Genomic DNA, 18,149 nt, shown 5'->3' with positions numbered 1-18,149 from the left:
AGGATCGGGAAATCAAACTGGTTCAATGGCTGGCTCCCTGAACGATAATCCAGGTTGCCGCAGCGGCTAGACCAAGGAGCATGACGAGCGCATAGCTATAGAGATAGCCGCTCTGGAAGCGTTTCATAACGCCGGAACCGCCAGCGATGACCGATGCAATGCCATTGGGGCCAAAGCGATCAATGGTGCCTTCGTCTCCGGCTTTCCAGAACAAACGCCCGAACCAGAATGCGGGGCGAACGAAGATACGGTCATAGAGTTCGTCGAAATACCATTTGTTGAAGAAGAACTTATACAGTGGGCTGAAGGTCGCGGCGAGACGTGCCGGACGATCGGTGCCACGAAAATACATGAAATAGGCCGTTGCCAAACCGGTTAGCATGGCCGCAGTAGCAGATAGCTTTACCCAAAGTGGCACTTCGTGCATCGCGTGCATCAGGCCGGCATCATAAGCGATCGAACCATTCCAGAAATTGCCGTCATCGATGAAGGCGTGGCTGAACACAAAGCCGGCAAAAACAGCGCCAACGGATAGAACGCCCAATGGGACCAGCATCGACAGCGGGCTTTCATGAGGATGGTATCCGCCAGTCTGATCATCACCAGCTTCTTCCGGTGTTTTGTGAACGCTGTGTTGAATATGTTCCGACTGTATCCAGCGCGGTTTGCCCCAAAATGTGAGAAACATCAGCCGCCAGCTGTAAAAGCTTGTTAACAGGGCCGCTAGTACGCCGATGAAGAAGGCAAATTGCCCAACTTCACTGCCCGCTGCAAATGCCGCTTCTATGATTGCATCCTTGGAGTGGAACCCTGCAAAACCGGCATGTATCCAGTAAATGCCAACCCCGGTAATCGCCAGCGTTCCGGCCATCATGGCCCAAAATGTGATCGGAATCTCTTTCCGCAATCCGCCATAATAACGCATATCCTGTTCATGGTGCATCGCGTGAATCACCGAACCTGCGCCAAGGAACAACAACGCCTTGAAGAAGGCGTGGGTGAACAAGTGAAACATCGCCACATTGTAAGCGCCAACGCCAGCTGCGAAGAACATATAACCTAGTTGCGAACAGGTTGAGTAAGCGATTACGCGTTTGATATCTGTTTGTACCAAACCTACCGTAGCGGCGAAAATCGCCGTGCACGCACCGATCACTGTTACGACAGTCAAAGCCACCGGGCTGGTTTCAAACATTGGCGACAAGCGACAAACCATGAATACGCCGGCCGTCACCATAGTGGCGGCATGGATCAGCGCAGAAACAGGTGTTGGACCTTCCATCGCATCGGGTAGCCAAGTGTGGAGACCCAATTGCGCAGACTTGCCCATTGCGCCGATAAACAGCAGCAAGCAGAGTATAGTCATCGTATCGAGACGCATGCCCGCAAAGGTAATAGTTGACCCTGCCATCGCTGGCGCAGCTTCGAGAATTTCGGGAATGGAAACAGTGCCGAAGACCAGGAATGTGCCGAAGATACCCAGCATGAAGCCCAGATCGCCAACCCGGTTCACAACAAAAGCCTTGATGGCCGCAGCGTTGGCACTTGGTTTCTTGAACCAGAAACCAATCAATAGGTACGACGCGAGTCCGACACCTTCCCAGCCAAAGAACATCTGCACCAGATTATTGGCTGTCACCAGCATCAGCATGGCGAAAGTGAACAACGACAAATAGGCGAAGAAGCGCGGCTGATCGGGGTCTTCGTCCATATAGCCCCAGCTATAGAGATGCACGAGCGCCGATACTGTGGTCACAACGACCAGCATCACCGCGGTCAGCGTATCAACACGCAAAGCCCAATCAAAATTCAGATCGCCAGACGCGACCCATTGCAATACGGGCACAACTTCAGGCGTGGCTGTGCCTGTGACATAACTGATAAATATTGGCCAACTAAGCGCACAAGCAGCAAACAGCGCCCCGGTCGTGACCAGTTTTGCCGGCACATTGCCAATCACGCGGTTGCCGAAACCTGCGACAATGGCTGCCAGCAGCGGCAGGAAAACGATAAGCTGGATCGTCAAATCCCTAACCCTTCATCTGGTTGACATCATCAACAGCAATTGTGCCGCGTTGACGGAAATAAATTACGAGAATGGCAAGCCCGATCGCCGCTTCGCCAGCGGCGACAGTCAACACGAACATTGCGAAAATCTGCCCGGTCATATCACCAAGAAAGGCGCTGAAAGCCACCAGATTCAGATTCACGGCAAGCAAGATCAATTCAATCGCCATCAGGATGATGATGATATTTTTACGGTTTAGAAAAATGCCGAGCATGCCCATGACGAACAGGATCGAACTGACCACGAGATAATGTTCAATGCCGATCACAACTCTACTCCCTTGCCGACTTCCGGCTGCGTATTGCGCGTGGCATCCTCGGGACGCCGATTGACTTGCTGGCTCACGCTTTGCACACGTACACCACCGCGTTTCCGGTTGGTCAGGACAATCGCCCCGACCATTGCAACAAGCAGAATTAGGCCGGCCGCTTCAAACAGGAAGATATAATCGGTGTAGAGGATTGCTCCGAATTGCTCGATGTTGGAAGGCGCGCCTTGCCGAGGACCGATAACGGCTGTTGCCTCGCCCGCGCCAGCAGATGACCAGCCCAATACGCCAAAGATGATGAGTTCTGCCGCAAATATGACTGCGATCACCAGTCCCAGCGGCAGGTTCTTCATAAAACCGGCGCGCAGTTCGGCAAAATCAATGTCGAGCATCATCACAACGAACAGGAACAATACCGCAACCGCGCCAACATAGACGATAACCAGCAGCGCTGCTATAAACTCCGCGCCGACCAGCAGCATCAGACCCGCTGCGTTGAAAAACGCCAGGATCAGCCATAAAACGCTATGCACCGGATTGCGCGCAAAAATGCAAAACGCACCGCTGGCAATCACAAGTGTTGCGAATAGATAGAATGCGAAAATTTGCATTATTGCGTTTTGGATAACCCCGTAAATTCATGCCAGCCCCTTAACGATAGGGCGCGTCGGCGGCAAGGTTTGCCGCGATTGCCCGCTCCCATTTGTCGCCGTTTTCCAGCAGCTTTGATTTGTCGTAAATCAATTCTTCGCGCGTTTCGGTCGCATATTCGAAATTCGGTCCTTCAACCACCGCATCGACCGGGCAGGCTTCCTGACAAAATCCGCAGTAAATGCACTTGGTCATATCAATGTCATAGCGGGTGGTGCGGCGCGAGCCGTCTTCGCGCGGCTCGGCCTCAATCGTGATCGCCTGCGCCGGACAAACCGCCTCGCACAACTTACAGGCGATGCAGCGTTCTTCGCCATTGGGATAGCGGCGCAGCGCATGCTCTCCCCGGAACCGCGGCGAAATCGGGTTTTTCTCATAGGGATAGTTAATCGTATATTTCTTCTTGAAGAAATATTTCAGCGTCAACGCATGGGCTTTGACAAACTCCCATAACGTGAAAGCTTTGATGGTTTGTGCGATGGTCATAGAGGCAATCCAACTTTGGTAATCATCACATATCCACTTATTAGTACAACCCAAGCCAGGCTTAGCGGCAGGAATATCTTCCAGCCCAGACGCATCAGCTGATCGTAGCGGTAGCGCGGCACGGTCGCCATCACCCAGCTGAAGATAAAGAAGAAAAAGAACATCTTGCCGAACAGCCAGACGATGCCTGGAATATCGAACCACGGGATCCAGTCAACGTTGAGTGGCGGCAACCATCCGCCCCAGAACATGATCACATTGAGCGCACACATCAGCAGGATATTGGCATATTCACCAAGCCAAAATAGTGCGAAGGACATGGATGAATATTCGGTCTGATAACCGGCGACCAGTTCCGATTCAGCCTCGGTCAAATCAAACGGATGCCGTGCAGTTTCCGCGATGGAAGCGATCAGGAATACCACCGCCATCGGGAACAGCAGCGGGTTGACGCCGTAGGCGTTAATCATCCCGAAAATATGGCCCGACTGGCTGAGAACGATTTCCGACAGGTTAAATGTCCCCGCCATCATCACCACCGAAATGATGATAAAGCCGATGGAAACCTCGTAGCTAATCATTTGCGCGGCAGCACGCATTGCGGAGAAAAACGGGTATTTTGAGTTACTTGCCCAGCCAGCAATCACAACACCGTAAACGCCCAGCGAGCTAATCGCCAAGATATACAACAAGCCTATGTTTATGTTGGCCAGCACCATGCCATCGCCAAACGGGACCACTGCCCAAGCGAGCAAGGCGACAGTAAAGGTGATAATCGGCGCTATTAGAAAAAGCCCCTTGTTCGCGCTTGATGGAATAATGGTTTCCTGAAGAAAGACTTTCAAACCATCGGCAAAGCTTTGCAGCAAGCCGAATGGTCCCACCACATTGGGTCCGCGCCGCAGCGCCATCGCCGCCCAGATTTTACGGTCGGCGTAGATAATCATAGCAACCGCGAGCATCAGAGGTAGCGCAATTAGGAGGATCAACGCGAGGGTGGCAAAGAACCAGCCTGCTTCATAGCCGATGAGGGATTGGAGATATTCGGTCATTCCGCCGCCTCCAGCACTTGATCATCGGCATGCAACAATTCAGCAGAACAACGCTGCATCGTTGCACTTGCACGGGCGATGCTGTTGGTCAGATAGAAATCCTTGATCGGATGAACACCCTTGCCTTTTGGTGCGCTCGGCAATCCTGATGGCGGAGTCCAGTCAAATGTCACCAGCGCCTCTTCGGCCAATTCGGGATGGTCCTTCGCCATTTTGGCGCGCAATTCCTCAAAACTGTCAAATGGCAAGGTCTTGCCCATCACATCGGACAGCGCCCGCAAGATGCTCCAGTCTTCCCGCGCATCACCCGGTGCAAAAATCGCTTTGTTCGAACGCTGCACGCGGCCCTCAAGATTCACATAAGTGCCGTTTTTCTCGGTATAAGCGGCACCGGGCAGGATCACATCTGCCGCATGCGCACCTGCATCGCCATGATGACCGATGAACACCTTGAAGCTATCAGTGAACAGTTCGTAATTCATTTCGTCTGCGCCCAGCGCGAACAATAATTTCGGTTTCTTCGCAGCAATCGCCTTAATCCCGCCTTCAGTGGCATAGCCGAGCATCAGGCCGCCTGTGCGCGAGGCTCCGATATGCAGGACGTTAAACCCGTTCCAGTCGTCACGGATCAGCTTGTATTTCGAAGCCAGTTTAAGTGCCGCACCATGCGCACCCTCGACGCTCAACGCGCCGCCGCCCAATATGATGGCCGGATGTTCCGCGCCTTTCAGCGCATCGGCAGCCGCCTTGGGCAGTTTTGCCAGCAGACTCATATCATCGCCGAGCCATTCGACCGGATAGGTCAAATCCACCTCTGGACCGATGCCAAAAACCTTAGTCTTGCCGCGGCGCACAGCTTTGCGAATGCGTGTGTTGACCAAAGACGCTTCCCAGCGCGGGTTGGTCGAAACCAGCAGGATTACGTCCGCTTGTTCGATGCCAGCAATAGTAGTGTTGAAATTCACAGCGGCGAGATTGGAAACGTCATACGAAAGTCCGGTTTGACGTCCTTCGAGCATCTCCGACTTCATTGATTTCAGCAGCTTCTTCGCCGCGTACATCGTTTCGCAATCAACCAGATCACCCGCAATTGCCGCAACAGAACTGCCGGCGTTTACATCAGCAATCGCCTGAAATGCCTCATTCCAGCTCGCTTCTTCCAGCTTGCCGTTCCGGCGCACATAAGGCTTGTCGAGTCGGCGTTTCATGAGGCCATCAATCGCATGCCGCGTCTTGTCGGTCGCCCATTCCTCGTTCACGTCATCATTGACGCGGGGCAGCGCGCGCAGCACTTCACGACCGCGTGAATCGATGCGGATGTTTGTACCAACGCCATCCATCACATCGATACCGAGAGTCTTGGTCAACTCCCAGGGACGCGCTTCAAAGGCATAGGGCTTACTGGTCAGCGCACCCACCGGGCAGAGATCAACAACATTGCCCGAAAGCTCGCTTTGCACAGCGCCTTCCAGATAGGAGGTGATCTGCATATTCTCGCCGCGACCGATTGCGCCAATATCTTCAACGCCGGCGACTTCCTCGCTGAACCGCACGCAGCGGGTGCAGTGGATACAGCGGGTCATCACCGTCTTGACGATCGGACCCATATATTTTTCGGTAACCGCGCGCTTGTTTTCTTCGTAGCGCGAACCGCCCTTGCCATAGGCCATCGCCTGATCCTGCAAGTCACACTCGCCGCCCTGATCGCAAATCGGGCAATCAAGCGGGTGGTTGATGAGGAGAAATTCCATCACCCCTTCGCGCGCCTTTTTGACCATTTCGCTGTCGGTGCGGATTTCCTGACCTTCGGCAGCGGGCAAAGCACAGCTAGCCTGCGGTTTCGGTGGTCCCGGTTTCACTTCGACCAGACACATCCGGCAGTTGCCCGCGATGCTGAGCCTCTCATGATAGCAGAAACGCGGGATTTCCTTGCCGGCAAGTTCGGCAGCCTGCAGCACGGTCGCGCCCTGCGGCACTTCGATTTCGATGCCATCTACGGTGACTTTAGGCATTAGGATGCATCCTCTTCACTACCGTATTGCTGGCGCAGTAACAGCGTTCGGATGTCTAAAACAGACTGATGCAACCGACCAAACGCTATCGTAAACCCCCACATAGGATAACCGCCAATCCGATTTCTCCGCTTTCACCAAAAAGGCTTAAGCCTCCTAAAACTATTGAGAACAAACCTATTACCTGGAAAAATCCAGCAGCCGGGGATCCAGGGAGAAGCGCCTTTTCTTCAAGTTGGTCAAGTTTAGCTTTGCGACCATCGCGCTTGTTCTCTTCAGGCAAAACGGCCTTCATGATGCCGCTCCCGGCGTCATTGCGAGGAGCGAAGCGACGCGGCAATCCAGAGCGAGCGACGCACTGGATTGCTTCGCTTCGCTCGCAATGACGGTTTGGGAACAAATATTCACTCCGCCGCCTCCATCATTTCTTCGCCCTTGTGCTCGCGTATCCGCCGTTCCATTTCTGGGCGGAAGTGACGGATCAGCCCTTGAATTGGCCAAGCCGCAGCATCGCCAAGCGCGCAGATGGTATGGCCTTCGACCTGTTTGGTCACTTCATAGAGCGTATCAATATCTTCAATATCCGCATCGCCATCGCGCATTTTTTCCATCACGCGCCACATCCAGCCAGTGCCTTCGCGGCATGGCGTACATTGGCCGCATGACTCGTGCTTATAGAAATAGGCGAGCCTTGAGATGGCGCGAACGATATCGGTGGATTTGTCCATCACGATGACCGCCGCCGTACCTAGGCCGGAACCCAAATCCTTGAGCCCGTCAAAGTCCATCGGCGCGTCCATGATCTGCTCGGCTGGCACCAATGGGACCGACGAACCGCCCGGAATAACCGCGAGCAAATTATCCCATCCGCCAGTGATACCACCGCAATGTTTCTCGATCATGTCTTTGAACGGGATCGACATAGCTTCTTCGAACACCGCCGGCTTGTCGACATGACCGGAGACCTGGAACAATTTTGTACCGTGATTGCCTTCACGGCCAAAGCTGGCGAACCAGCTTGCGCCGCGCCGCATGATCGTGGGGACGACAGCGATACTCTCCACGTTATTTACCGTTGTCGGGCAACCATAGAGACCCGCACCCGCAGGAAACGGCGGCTTCAGGCGCGGCTGGCCTTTTTTGCCTTCGAGACTTTCGATCATCGCGGTTTCTTCGCCGCAAATATAAGCGCCTGCGCCACGATGGACAAACACGTCGAAATCATAGCCCGATTTGGCGGCGTTCTTGCCGATCAGGCCCGCATCATAGGCTTCCTTGACGGCCGCCTCCATGACTTTGGCTTCCATGATATATTCGCCGCGAATGTAGATGTACGCCGCCCGTGCGCGCATCGCAAAACCGGCGATCAGCGCGCCTTCGATCAACTTGTGCGGATCATTACGCAGGATTTCGCGGTCCTTGCAGCTGCCCGGTTCGGACTCATCGGCGTTGATAACCAGAAAGCTGGGACGACCGTCGGGAGACTCTTTGGGCATAAACGACCATTTGAGACCGGTCGGGAAACCAGCGCCGCCGCGCCCGCGCAGGCCGCTGGCTTTCATTTCCTCGATGATCTTGTCATTGCCGCGCTTGATAATATCAGCCGTGTTGTCCCAGTCACCGCGTTGCCGCGATGCTTTCAAGTCCCATGACTGGAAGCCATAGACATTGGTAAAGATGCGATCCTTGTCCTGAAGGAAATCAAATGCCATTATTTTTTCCTCCAACGGCCCCAGAGACCGCCGATAACTCCAATGATGACAACCGCGAGGCCAATCCATCCAGCATATCCGTCGATCTGCATGGCATTAACGCTCCCCGTCCGTCACTGCCGGGAACAGACCCGTTCGTGGTGAGCTTGTCGAAGCAGCCCTCGCGTCAATGCACCGTAAATCCGATAGAGGTCCTTCGACTAGCTCAGGACGAACGGATTGGCATATAGATTGGGCATAGAAACCCATCACCACTCGCTCCGGTAATCGTGATTGGCCTTGACCATTTCTTTCAAATTCGTCGGCCCGCCCTCAGCTTCGCTTGTCTTGCGGCCAATTTGCGAGCCCACAGGAATTTTCTTGTCCGCCGCCAGATCTTCCAAAATCCGCGTCATGATGTCGTAATCGAGATCTTCGTAATTATCGTCGTTAATCTGGACCATCGGCGCGTTGGAGCAATTGCCCATGCACTCGACCTCGGTCAGCGTGAACAGCCCGTCCGGCGTGGTCTTGCCCTTGGCCATGCCCTTGTTTTTACAAGCCGCCATCACATCATCGCTGCCGCGCAGCATGCAAGGCGTGGTGCCGCAAACCTGCACATGATAACGGCCCACCGGCGCGAGATTATACATGGTGTAGAAGGTCGCGACTTCGTAGGCCCGCATATAGGGCATGCCGAGATACTCGGCGACATATTCGATCACCGGAACTGGCAGCCAGCCTTGGGTTTTGGTATCTTCGCCAACCTGCCGCTGAGCCAGATCAAGTAAGGCCATAACCGCCGATTTCTGGCGGCCATCCGGATATTTCGCGATCTGCCACTTGGCGAGTTTTTCATTCGCGGGCGTAAAAGCAAAATCGCCCCATTTGGCGCGAGTTTCGATTTCGTCGGGAATTGCTGCTGCTTCAGCCATCAAACAACACCCCCAGTTTCGTCACCCTGAACTTGTTTCAGGGTCCACTTATAATCTTGATGCAGGCCTCGCGTGGGCACGATGGATGCTGAAACAAGTTCAGCATGACGAGTAAGTACGCGGGCTTCGATTTTGTAGGGAGCGTTACAAGTATCAGCCATCACCGGTCACACTCCCCGAACACGATATCCATCGCGCCCAAAATGGCGGTGACGTCCGGCAGCATGTGTCCCTTGGCCATAAAATCCATCGCCTGCAAATGCGAAAACGCCGTCGGGCGGATTTTGCAGCGATAGGGTTTGTTGCTGCCGTCACTGACCAGATAGACACCAAATTCGCCCTTGGGGCTTTCGGTCGCGACGTAAACTTCACCGGCAGGAACGTGGAAGCCTTCGGTATAGAGCTTAAAATGATGGATCAGCGCTTCCATCGACTGTTTCATCTCGGCGCGCTTGGGCGGGACAATCTTGCGGTCTGTGCTCGCAATCGGCCCTTCCGGCATTTCGGCCAGACACTGCTTCATGATCCGCACGCTTTGCCGCACTTCTTCAACCCGGCACATAAACCGGTCATAGCAATCACCATTGGTGCCAACCGGCACGTCAAAATCCATCCGGTCATAGACATCATAAGGCTGCGACTTGCGCAAATCCCAGGGGATGCCCGCCGCGCGGATCATCGGGCCGGAAAAGCCCCATGCAATCGCGTCTTCCTTGGACACCACCGCGATATCGACATTGCGCTGCTTGAATATGCGGTTATCGACGACCAGGCTCATCGCATCTTCAAACAGCTCCGGCATTTTGGTATCAAGCCAGTCAGCGATATCGGTCAGCAGTTTCAGCGGCACATCCTGATGCACGCCGCCGGGGCGGAAATAGGCACAGTGCATCCGCGCACCGCTCGCGCGTTCAAAAAATGTGTAGCAATCTTCGCGCAGTTCAGTGAGCCAGAGGAACGGCGTCATCGCGCCAACATCCATGATATGCGCGCCGATGTTCATCATGTGATTGCCGAAACGGGTTAGCTCGGCAAAGAACACCCGCAAATATTGTGCTCGCAGCGGTACTTCGAGATCGAGCAGCTTCTCGATCGCCAGCACATAGCTATATTCCTGCGCCAGCGGAGAGGCATAATCGAGCCGGTCAAAATAAGGAAGCGCCTGCAAATAGGTCTTATGCTCAATTAGCTTTTCGGTGCCACGGTGGAGCAAGCCGACATGCGGGTCGATACGCTCTACGATTTCGCCATCAAGCTCCATGACCATGCGTAAAACGCCGTGCGCGGCGGGATGTTGCGGGCCGAAGTTGATCGTGTAATTCTGGATTTCTACGTCGCCGACGGTGGGGTCGGCTTCGTCCGTGATATGTTCCATTTCGTCGAGATAGTCAGACATCAGCTTTTACCTTTCGGTGCGGCTTTTTTTGACGGTGCAGCTTTGCTTGTTCCCGACTTGGTTCGCTTGGGTGCGGGCTTTTTGACAGGCGCTTCATCCTTCTTCGAAGTTTTCGCGGCCTGCTTGTTCGCCCGCTTGCCGGCGCCTGTATCGCTCTTCTGTTCGGTAGTCTTCGGGGTTGGTGGTGGTGCTTCGCCTCCAACTTTCTCATCACCCGGAAGAATATAATCCGCGCCTTCCCAGGGCGACATAAAGTCAAAGCTGCGGAAATCCTGCGCCAGTTTCACCGGTTCATAAACAACCCGCTTGGCTTCTTCCGAATAACGCAGTTCCACATAGCCGGTTAGCGGGAAATCCTTACGGAACGGATGGCCCTGAAAACCATAGTCGGTGAGTATGCGCCGCAAATCAGGATTGCCGTCAAACAGCACACCAAACATATCGAATACTTCCCGCTCCAGCCAACCGGCGACTGGCCATATACCGGTAACCGATGGAACCGGTGTATCTTCGTCTGTGGACGTTTTCACTCTTATGCGGTGGTTTTTGGTCAGGCTGAGCAAATGGTAACAAACTTCAAAGCGCTCCGCACGATCGGGATAATCGGCACCAGCTATTTCCATAAGTTGCTGATATTCATGCTTGTCGCGCAACTTGGTGAGCACCGCAGGAAGCTTATTGCGATCAACGGTAAAACTGATTTCACCATAGGCCTCAACCGTATCGATCACGGCAGCTCCGAGAGATTTGGCAAGCCTGGCAGCAACGCCGTCGTTGCTGGAAATTGTGGGAGCGCTATGGGCCATCTTAACGCTCTAACGTCCCGATACGGCGAATTTTGCGTTGTAATTGCATGATGCCGTAAAGCAATGCCTCTGCGGTTGGCGGACAACCCGGGATATAGATATCTACCGGCACAATCCGGTCACATCCGCGGACAACGGAATAGCTATAATGATAATAGCCGCCGCCATTGGCACATGATCCCATCGAGATCACATATTTGGGATCAGACATCTGATCATAAACTTTACGCAGCGCAGGAGCCATTTTGTTGCACAACGTGCCAGCGACAATCATCACATCGGACTGGCGCGGACTGGCGCGCGGTGCGGCGCCGAACCGCTCCATATCATAGCGCGGCATATTGACGTGGATCATCTCGACGGCGCAACAAGCGAGGCCGAAGCTCATCCACCATAGAGACCCGGTACGTGCCCATGTGAACAAATCTTCGGTAGTCGTGACAAGATAGCCCTTGTCATTCACTTCGGTATTCAAGTCTTTGAAGAACGCATCATCAGGAGCTGTCATGGGCGTACCATCAGCTTTCAGAATAGGACTTTGCGCCGGTGAATTAGAGACTTCTACTCCCAATCTAACGCTCCTTTTTTCCATGCGTAAATCAGGCCGATAACCAGTTCAAACAGGAAAATCATCATTGTAATCCAACCCGCCCAGCCGATTTGCTCCAGCGAAACCGCCCATGGAAACAGAAATGCGGCCTCCAGATCAAAAATGATGAAAAGAATGGCGACCAGATAAAATCGCACGTCAAACTGGCTGCGACTGTCTTCAAAAGCAGGAAAACCGCATTCATATTCCGATAGCTTCTCGGCATCGGGATTATGTGTGCCGGTGAGCCGCGAAACGCCCATCGGCAAAAACACGAAGAGCGATGACAAGCCTAGAGCGACTGCCAGAAATAGCAGTATCGGCGCATATTCGGAAAGATCGACCACAAAAGACTCGTTTCGCTAGAATTCGAGGCTGCTTTTAGGGGTAGCCTTGCTATGCTGCAAGGGCGAAATGGCTTTAATTTGCGCCATTTTGCAAAGCTTTGCCGGTTATAGCAGCGACTTGGCCAATATCCGGTGCAACTTGCTATGCAAAGCTTCATTGGCCGCCAGAATTTCCTGCTGCCCGATCGGTTGATCGCCTCCGGTATAATCGGTTACAAAACCGCCAGCTTCGCGCACCATCAAGATACCTGCGGCAACATCCCAAACTTTCAAGTCCGCTTCCCAGAAGCCGTCATATCGACCAGCAGCAAGCCAGGCGAGATCCAGTGATGCCGCACCATTGCGGCGAATGCCCGCAACCTGCGGCGCAAGCGCTCCAAATATCCGCGCCCATTCACTCAGGTCGCCATGGCCTTTGAAAGGAATGCCGGTTGCCAGCAATGCCTCGGATAAATCACGGCGCGCCGAAACGCGCAGCCTTTTGTCCCCCAGATATGCGCCTTTGTCCATTTCCGCCCACCATGTCTGGTCAGATACGGGCTCATAAATCAGGCCGCTGGTAATCTTGCCCCAACCTTGCCCGTCAAACGAACGCTCCTGCACGGCAATCGAAATGGCGAAATGCGGAATGCCGTGGAGGAAATTGGTCGTGCCATCAAGCGGATCGACGATCCAGCGTGGCTTTCCCTCTTCGCCCTCGATCATGCCGCCTTCTTCAAGCACAAAGCCCCAGCCGGGACGCACTTTCATCAGTTCGTCATAAAGTATCCGCTCGGACCGCATATCTGCCTTGGAGACAAAATCAGCCGGCCCTTTTTTGGAGACCTGGAGATGCTCCACCTCGCCAAAGTCCCGGCGCAGCCGAGAGCCCGCCATACGCGCGGCGCGCTCCATAACAGTGATAAGGGCGGAATGTGCTGGCATTTCTTTAGTTTTCTCCGTTCGTCCCGGCCGCAGCCGAGAGACAGGTTATGGACCGCAGCGTATCTCGATTTCGCTCGATACGAACCGGGTTAGCTGGCTAGTTTGCCTTACCGACATATTCCCGCGCATAGACATCGACAATAATCCGCGTGCCAGCCGAAATAAATGGCGGCACCATAACGCGAACACCATTGTCAAGCACCGCAGGCTTATAGCTGGAAGAAGCCGTTTGGCCCTTTACGACTGCATCAGCCTCAACAATTTCGGCTTCAATCTGGTCCGGCAGAGCAACGGAAATCGGCTTTTCTTCATAAAGCTCAAGCTGGACATCCATGCCATCCTGCAAAAACTCAACCGCATCACCCAGCAAATCCGCTGGCAAGGTAATCTGTTCGTAATTTTCCTTGTCCATGAACGTCAGCATATCGCCGTCAGCAAAGAGATACTGGAACGTCTTGGTGTCCAGCCGCACTTTTTCTACCGTATCGGCCGAACGGAAACGAATATTGGTCTTGCGTCCATCAACCAGGTTCTTCATTTCAACCTGCATATAAGCGCCACCTTTACCGGGCTGGGTATGCTGGATCTTGGCGACCTTCCACAGGCCATTTTCGTAATCCAGTATATTGCCGGGCCGAATATCTACGCCGCTGATCTTCATGGTCGTTCTCGCTTCAAGGAATTTGGTGTTGGCGGCGCTCTAATGCGAAGCCTGGGAATAGGCAAGCGCTGTGCAATTCATCACATTGTCTTTTTCATACAATACTCAAAAGAATCGGTTCGCTATTACCGAATCATGGCTCAAGCAGACCAACATTTTTTATCTGATGTGGACGCAATTTCGTCCAAGTTACCTGCCTGCAATATTGCGGCGGGTATCTTTGGATATTGTATCCGTGAAGGGGTTATGACCTCGTTCAAGCCAACCATTGGCTATTTGCGGGATATAGAGCAAATGCCCAATTTTGCGCCGCCAGATGTCGATAAATTTGTCGCTTTATATATCGCATCGAATATCGGGCGTACAATCAGCTCTTCCTGAGGCCAGCTCTTCCTGAGGCCAGCTTTTCTTGAGGCCAGCTTTTCTTGAGGCCAGCTTTTCTTGAGGCTTGTCAAACACTGCCGATAGCGGCCTGAAATTTCTCGATCACGCTGGCAGGCCCATCATTGTCATTCCACACGGCACTGCTCACGGCCAGAAAATCGGCACCAGCAGCGACTAGCGGCTTGCAATTTTCTGGTGTTACCCCGCCAATCGCTACGCATGGAATTTCCATCAGTGTCGACCACCACTTAAGAATTTCTGGTTCCGGCTGGTAAATTGTCTCTTTCGTCTGGGATGGGAAAAATGCTCCGAACGCAACATAGTTTGCGCCGCCCTCACCTGCCTCCATCGCCAGATGTCGGCTGTCATGGCATGTTATGCCGATTTGAACATCCTTTCCAAGCTCGGCGCGCGCACTGCGCAAGCTGGTATCACCCTGGCCCAGATGAACGCCATCAGCGCCTAGATTCTTCGCCAATGCGACATCGTCGTTCACGACAAAAGCCACATCATGATCCTTGCAAATTGCCTGCAACGGTTCTGCAAGGCGAGCGGCTTCTTCCGGATCAGCATCCTTTACCCGGAACTGGAAGGCTGCGACATCGCCTGTGCCCAGCGCTTCCGTCAACCGCAGCGGAAAGTCACCACCCACATTGAGCGGCGATATCAAATAAAGCTGGCAGGATAGTGTCTCGTTCACATCAACCTTATGTGGCAGAGGCCTTGGCAATCTGATCAATGGCACTTCCGAGCGACTGGTCAAATTCTGCATCGGTCATGCCATGGCGCAAATCCTGGAGAAGAGCGCGGGAGAAGCTGGCAATCATGCCACGGTTTTTCGCAAGCTCGGTGCAGGCTTCATCGCGAGAGAAACCTCCCGAAAGAGCGACAACGCGGGCAACCCGGGGATGATCGACCAGTGAGGCATAGTGGTTTGGTTCCACTGGTATTGAGAGTTTCAGCATCACTTTGCGATCCTCAGGGAGCGCATCCAATTGCTTGGTGATTTCCTGAAGCACAAGTTTGTCACATTCCGCGCGCTCATCACTCTTGATGTTCACTTCGGGTTCGATCATTGGCATCAGACCATGATCCAATATCTGGCTAGCAACCTCAAATTGCTGCTTAACGTTGGCAGCGATACCGGTTGGCGACGCTTTATTGATCACCGAACGCATCTTTGTGCCGAAAACACCTTTTGCCTTAGCGCGCTTTAGCAAAGCGCCAAGCTCGGGCATCGGCTTCATCATCTGAACGCCATCGGCTTCGTCCTCCAGGCCCTTGTCAACCTTCAGGAAAGGCACAATGCCCCGTTCCCAAAGCAAAGTCGGCATCGGTTTGCCGTCGGCTTCGCCATCCATTGTTTTTTCAAACAGGATTGCGCCGATTACCTTGTCCCCGTTGAACGATGGAGCGGTGGCTATGCGGCTGCGCATACCGTGAATAAGCGCAAACATCTCGTCATCGTTTGAATAGGCGCTTTCTTCTACGCCATACCCCTTAAGCGCTTTAGGAGTAGAGCCGCCGCTTTGGTCCAGTGCCGCAATAAAACCTGCGCCATGCTCAATTTTGTCCTTCATTTTCGGGTCGTGCATCTATTCTATCCTCGGGTTGATTATTTGAATTTTGAATAATTATCGCGTTAACGCTGCAACGCCAGGCAATTCCTTGCCTTCCATCCATTCCAGAAAGGCGCCGCCAGCGGTCGACACAAAGGTGAAGTCGTCCGCAACGCCTGCATGATTGAGAGCCGCAACGGTGTCTCCGCCGCCGGCAACCGACAGCAAGGAGCCTTCTTTGGTTAGCGCTGCAGCGGTTCTTGCCAGTGCTACGGTTGCCATGTCGAAAGGAGGTGTCTCAAATGCTCCCATTGGGCCATTCCAGACCAAAGTCTTGCAGGTCTTCAATACATCTGAAAGAGCCTCAACCGCCGCAGGACCGACATCCAGTATCATTTCATCTTCGGCCACCTCATGGACATTGACCGTCCGCGTTGGCGGGTTAGGCGCGAATTCCTTCGACACCACAACATCATAAGGCAAATGCACCGTACAACCGGCTTTGTCCGCCGCCTCCAGTATTTCATTGGCCGTATCCGTCAGGTCATGTTCGCAGAGTGATTTGCCAACATTAACACCCTTCGCGGCCAGAAACGTGTTCGCCATTCCCCCACCAATGATCAGATGGTCCACTTTTCCGACCATTTGTCGCAAAACATCAAGCTTGCTGGAAACCTTTGCTCCGCCGACGACCGCAGCAACCGGATGTTCCGGATTTCCAAGCGCCTTGTTGAGCGCGCTCAGTTCCCGTTCCATCGAACGACCGGCGTACGCTGGCAGATGATTGGCCAAGCCAACTGTCGTGACATGAGCCCGATGAGCTGCCGAGAAGGCGTCATTGACAAAAAAATCACCTAAGTCCGCAATCATCTTGGCCATGCCGGGATCGTTTTTCTCTTCACCCGCTGCAAAACGACTGTTTTCGATCACCACGATATTGCCGTTGGGCAAAGCTGCAATTAAATCATTGCTGGGTCTTTGCATGAACGTGACTTCGCGACCCAGAACTGCGGCCAGCGGCGCGACAACGGGCTCCAATGAAAATTCTGGCTTATACTCGCCCTTGGGCCGACCGAAATGCGCGAGCAACAAGACTTTCGCGCCCTTGTCCGCCAGTTCAATGACTGTCGGAATAACCGCTTTCAGGCGTGTATCATCGGTGACCTTGCCATCAGCCATTGGCACATTGAGATCAACGCGGACAAGTCCCGCCTTACCTTCAACATTACCCAGATCATCCAGTGTTTTAAAATTGTTACCAGCCATTGCTCCGAACCTTTCTGATTTAGAGCAAACCTGCCATCACTTTCGCTGTGTCGATCATCCGGTTCGAGAAACCCCACTCGTTGTCATACCAGCTGACCACACGAACCAGCTTGCCGTCCATCACCGTTGTTTCAAGGCTATCGACCGAGCTGCTCGCGGGCTGATGGTTAAAATCGCTGGAAACCAAAGGCTTGTCTTCAAAAACCAATACGCCCTTCATCGGCCCGTCGGCCGCGGCTTTCAGCGCACCATTGACTTCTTCAACGCTGGTATCGCGTCCCGGCGTGAAAACCAGATCAACCAAGCTAACATTCGGCGTAGGCACGCGAACGGAAGAACCATCCAGCTTGCCGTTGAGCTCTGGCAGAACCAGGCCAACGGCGCGTGCAGCACCTGTGGTGGTCGGGATCATGTTCACGGCGCCTGCCCGTGCCCGGCGCATGTCGCTGTGAATTTGGTCCAGCATGCGCTGGTCATTGGTATAGCTGTGGATCGTGGTCATAAAACCGCGTTCGATGCCAACCAGATCGTTGAGCACCTTGGCCACCGGCGCAAGGCAGTTTGTGGTACAAGATGCATTGGAAACAATGACATCCGATGACGTCAAGACATCATGATTCACGCCAAAGACGACTGTTTTGAGATCACCTTTGGCCGGTGCGGAAATCAAAACTCGCTTTGCACCAGCATCAATGTGCGGTTGCGCTGCCTCAACCGACTGGAAGAAGCCGGTGCATTCCAGAACAATATCAATACCCATTTTGCGGTGCGGCAAATCGCCAGGGTTACGCTCTGAGGTGACCGCGATTTTCTTGCCATTGACCATGATATGATCACCATGCGCAGAGACTTCACCAGGGAAACGTCCATGAACGCTATCATAGCCGAAAAGTAGCGCATTGGCGTCCGCATCGGCGAGATCGTTGATCGCGACCAACTCGAAATCATCATCATCGCGCTCGAGGATTGCACGTGCGACCAGGCGACCGATGCGACCAAAACCATTAATTGCTACTTTTGTCATGGGGTATTGCTCCTTTGAATTCGAAATTTT

Annotated in this window: 21 protein-coding genes; 2 read left to right on the top strand and 19 right to left on the bottom strand. The window is 53.5% G+C overall.

Annotated features, from left to right (window positions below):
• Positions 1-22: 22 nt before the first annotated feature.
• The 8 genes from nuoL to nuoF form a co-directional block, all read right to left on the bottom strand.
• On the bottom strand, positions 23-2,026 hold the full coding sequence (gene nuoL / locus HF685_RS01175) for an NADH-quinone oxidoreductase subunit L (RefSeq protein WP_168817870.1): 2,004 nt from the start codon (positions 2,024-2,026) through the stop codon (positions 23-25).
• Positions 2,027-2,030: 4 nt separating this feature from the next.
• On the bottom strand, positions 2,031-2,336 hold the full coding sequence (gene nuoK, locus HF685_RS01170) for an NADH-quinone oxidoreductase subunit NuoK (RefSeq protein WP_168817868.1): 306 nt from the start codon (positions 2,334-2,336) through the stop codon (positions 2,031-2,033).
• Complete coding sequence (locus HF685_RS01165) at positions 2,333-2,950, bottom strand: NADH-quinone oxidoreductase subunit J (protein ID WP_168821087.1); 618 nt, start codon at positions 2,948-2,950, stop codon at positions 2,333-2,335. Before HF685_RS01165 ends, nuoK begins: the two co-directional genes overlap by 4 nt.
• A 37-nt stretch (positions 2,951-2,987) precedes the next feature.
• The gene (gene nuoI / locus HF685_RS01160; protein WP_168817866.1) at positions 2,988-3,473 is read right to left on the bottom strand and encodes an NADH-quinone oxidoreductase subunit NuoI; all 486 of its coding nucleotides are present in this window, start codon (positions 3,471-3,473) and stop codon (positions 2,988-2,990) included.
• Positions 3,470-4,525: an NADH-quinone oxidoreductase subunit NuoH gene (gene nuoH / locus HF685_RS01155; RefSeq protein ID WP_168817864.1), complete on the bottom strand. Its 1,056-nt coding sequence runs from the start codon at positions 4,523-4,525 to the stop codon at positions 3,470-3,472. The genes nuoI and nuoH overlap by 4 nt, the downstream gene beginning before the upstream one ends.
• The gene (nuoG, locus tag HF685_RS01150) at positions 4,522-6,537 is read right to left on the bottom strand and encodes an NADH-quinone oxidoreductase subunit NuoG (protein ID WP_168817862.1); all 2,016 of its coding nucleotides are present in this window, start codon (positions 6,535-6,537) and stop codon (positions 4,522-4,524) included. The genes nuoH and nuoG overlap by 4 nt, the downstream gene beginning before the upstream one ends.
• Before the next feature lie 85 nt (positions 6,538-6,622).
• Positions 6,623-6,832 carry a hypothetical protein gene (locus HF685_RS01145; RefSeq protein ID WP_168817860.1) on the bottom strand — a complete coding sequence of 70 codons (210 nt, stop codon included), beginning with the start codon at positions 6,830-6,832 and terminating at the stop codon, positions 6,623-6,625.
• 109 nt (positions 6,833-6,941) lie between these two features.
• Positions 6,942-8,249, bottom strand: a complete 1,308-nt coding sequence (nuoF, locus tag HF685_RS01140; RefSeq protein ID WP_168817858.1) for an NADH-quinone oxidoreductase subunit NuoF — start codon at positions 8,247-8,249, stop codon at positions 6,942-6,944.
• On the opposite strand from nuoF, the gene HF685_RS01135 reads away from it, so the two are divergent.
• The gene (locus HF685_RS01135; protein WP_168817856.1) at positions 8,243-8,479 is read left to right on the top strand and encodes a hypothetical protein; all 237 of its coding nucleotides are present in this window, start codon (positions 8,243-8,245) and stop codon (positions 8,477-8,479) included. The two genes, nuoF and HF685_RS01135, sit on opposite strands and share 7 nt — an antisense overlap.
• An 18-nt stretch (positions 8,480-8,497) precedes the next feature.
• Here HF685_RS01135 and HF685_RS01130 read toward each other — a convergent pair whose 3' ends face one another.
• The 7 genes from HF685_RS01130 to efp all read right to left on the bottom strand — a co-directional run bounded on the left by HF685_RS01130 (position 8,498) and on the right by efp (position 13,886).
• The gene (locus tag HF685_RS01130) at positions 8,498-9,163 is read right to left on the bottom strand and encodes a complex I 24 kDa subunit family protein (protein WP_168817854.1); all 666 of its coding nucleotides are present in this window, start codon (positions 9,161-9,163) and stop codon (positions 8,498-8,500) included.
• 160 nt (positions 9,164-9,323) lie between these two features.
• A complete protein-coding gene (locus HF685_RS01125; protein WP_168817852.1) occupies positions 9,324-10,559 on the bottom strand; it encodes an NADH-quinone oxidoreductase subunit D in 1,236 nt (411 codons plus the stop codon).
• Positions 10,559-11,365: an NADH-quinone oxidoreductase subunit C gene (locus HF685_RS01120; RefSeq protein WP_168817850.1), complete on the bottom strand. Its 807-nt coding sequence runs from the start codon at positions 11,363-11,365 to the stop codon at positions 10,559-10,561. Before HF685_RS01120 ends, HF685_RS01125 begins: the two co-directional genes overlap by 1 nt.
• 1 nt (position 11,366) lies before the next feature.
• A complete protein-coding gene (locus tag HF685_RS01115; RefSeq protein ID WP_168817848.1) occupies positions 11,367-11,873 on the bottom strand; it encodes a NuoB/complex I 20 kDa subunit family protein in 507 nt (168 codons plus the stop codon).
• A 53-nt stretch (positions 11,874-11,926) separates the two neighbouring features.
• Positions 11,927-12,301 carry an NADH-quinone oxidoreductase subunit A gene (locus HF685_RS01110; protein ID WP_168817846.1) on the bottom strand — a complete coding sequence of 125 codons (375 nt, stop codon included), beginning with the start codon at positions 12,299-12,301 and terminating at the stop codon, positions 11,927-11,929.
• 105 nt (positions 12,302-12,406) lie between these two features.
• Complete coding sequence (locus tag HF685_RS01105; protein ID WP_168817844.1) at positions 12,407-13,225, bottom strand: inositol monophosphatase family protein; 819 nt, start codon at positions 13,223-13,225, stop codon at positions 12,407-12,409.
• Between the two features lie 97 nt (positions 13,226-13,322).
• Positions 13,323-13,886, bottom strand: a complete 564-nt coding sequence (efp, locus tag HF685_RS01100; protein ID WP_168817843.1) for an elongation factor P — start codon at positions 13,884-13,886, stop codon at positions 13,323-13,325.
• A gap of 135 nt (positions 13,887-14,021) precedes the next feature.
• On the opposite strand from efp, the gene HF685_RS16055 reads away from it, so the two are divergent.
• Positions 14,022-14,267, top strand: coding sequence for a hypothetical protein (locus HF685_RS16055; RefSeq protein WP_211051284.1), 246 nt, complete (start codon positions 14,022-14,024; stop codon positions 14,265-14,267).
• A 70-nt stretch (positions 14,268-14,337) separates the two neighbouring features.
• On the opposite strand, the gene thiE is transcribed toward HF685_RS16055, so the two are convergent.
• The 4 genes from thiE to gap are packed head-to-tail and all read right to left on the bottom strand — an operon-like array spanning position 14,338 to position 18,119.
• A complete protein-coding gene (thiE, locus tag HF685_RS01090) occupies positions 14,338-14,970 on the bottom strand; it encodes a thiamine phosphate synthase (protein WP_246218690.1) in 633 nt (210 codons plus the stop codon).
• Between the two features lie 7 nt (positions 14,971-14,977).
• On the bottom strand, positions 14,978-15,865 hold the full coding sequence (locus HF685_RS01085; protein ID WP_168817839.1) for a fructose bisphosphate aldolase: 888 nt from the start codon (positions 15,863-15,865) through the stop codon (positions 14,978-14,980).
• Positions 15,866-15,904: 39 nt separating this feature from the next.
• A complete protein-coding gene (locus tag HF685_RS01080; RefSeq protein WP_168817837.1) occupies positions 15,905-17,095 on the bottom strand; it encodes a phosphoglycerate kinase in 1,191 nt (396 codons plus the stop codon).
• 19 nt (positions 17,096-17,114) lie between these two features.
• Entirely contained in the window at positions 17,115-18,119 is a 1,005-nt protein-coding gene (gene gap / locus HF685_RS01075) for a type I glyceraldehyde-3-phosphate dehydrogenase (RefSeq protein ID WP_168817835.1), read from the bottom strand.
• Positions 18,120-18,149: the final 30 nt, after the last annotated feature.

The sequence above is a fragment of the Parasphingorhabdus halotolerans genome (assembly GCF_012516475.1).
GTDB classification, from domain to species: Bacteria; Pseudomonadota; Alphaproteobacteria; order Sphingomonadales; family Sphingomonadaceae; genus Parasphingorhabdus; species Parasphingorhabdus halotolerans.
The sequence above is the reverse complement of the archived record's forward strand: the minus strand, read 5'-3'. Positions and strand labels throughout refer to the sequence as shown.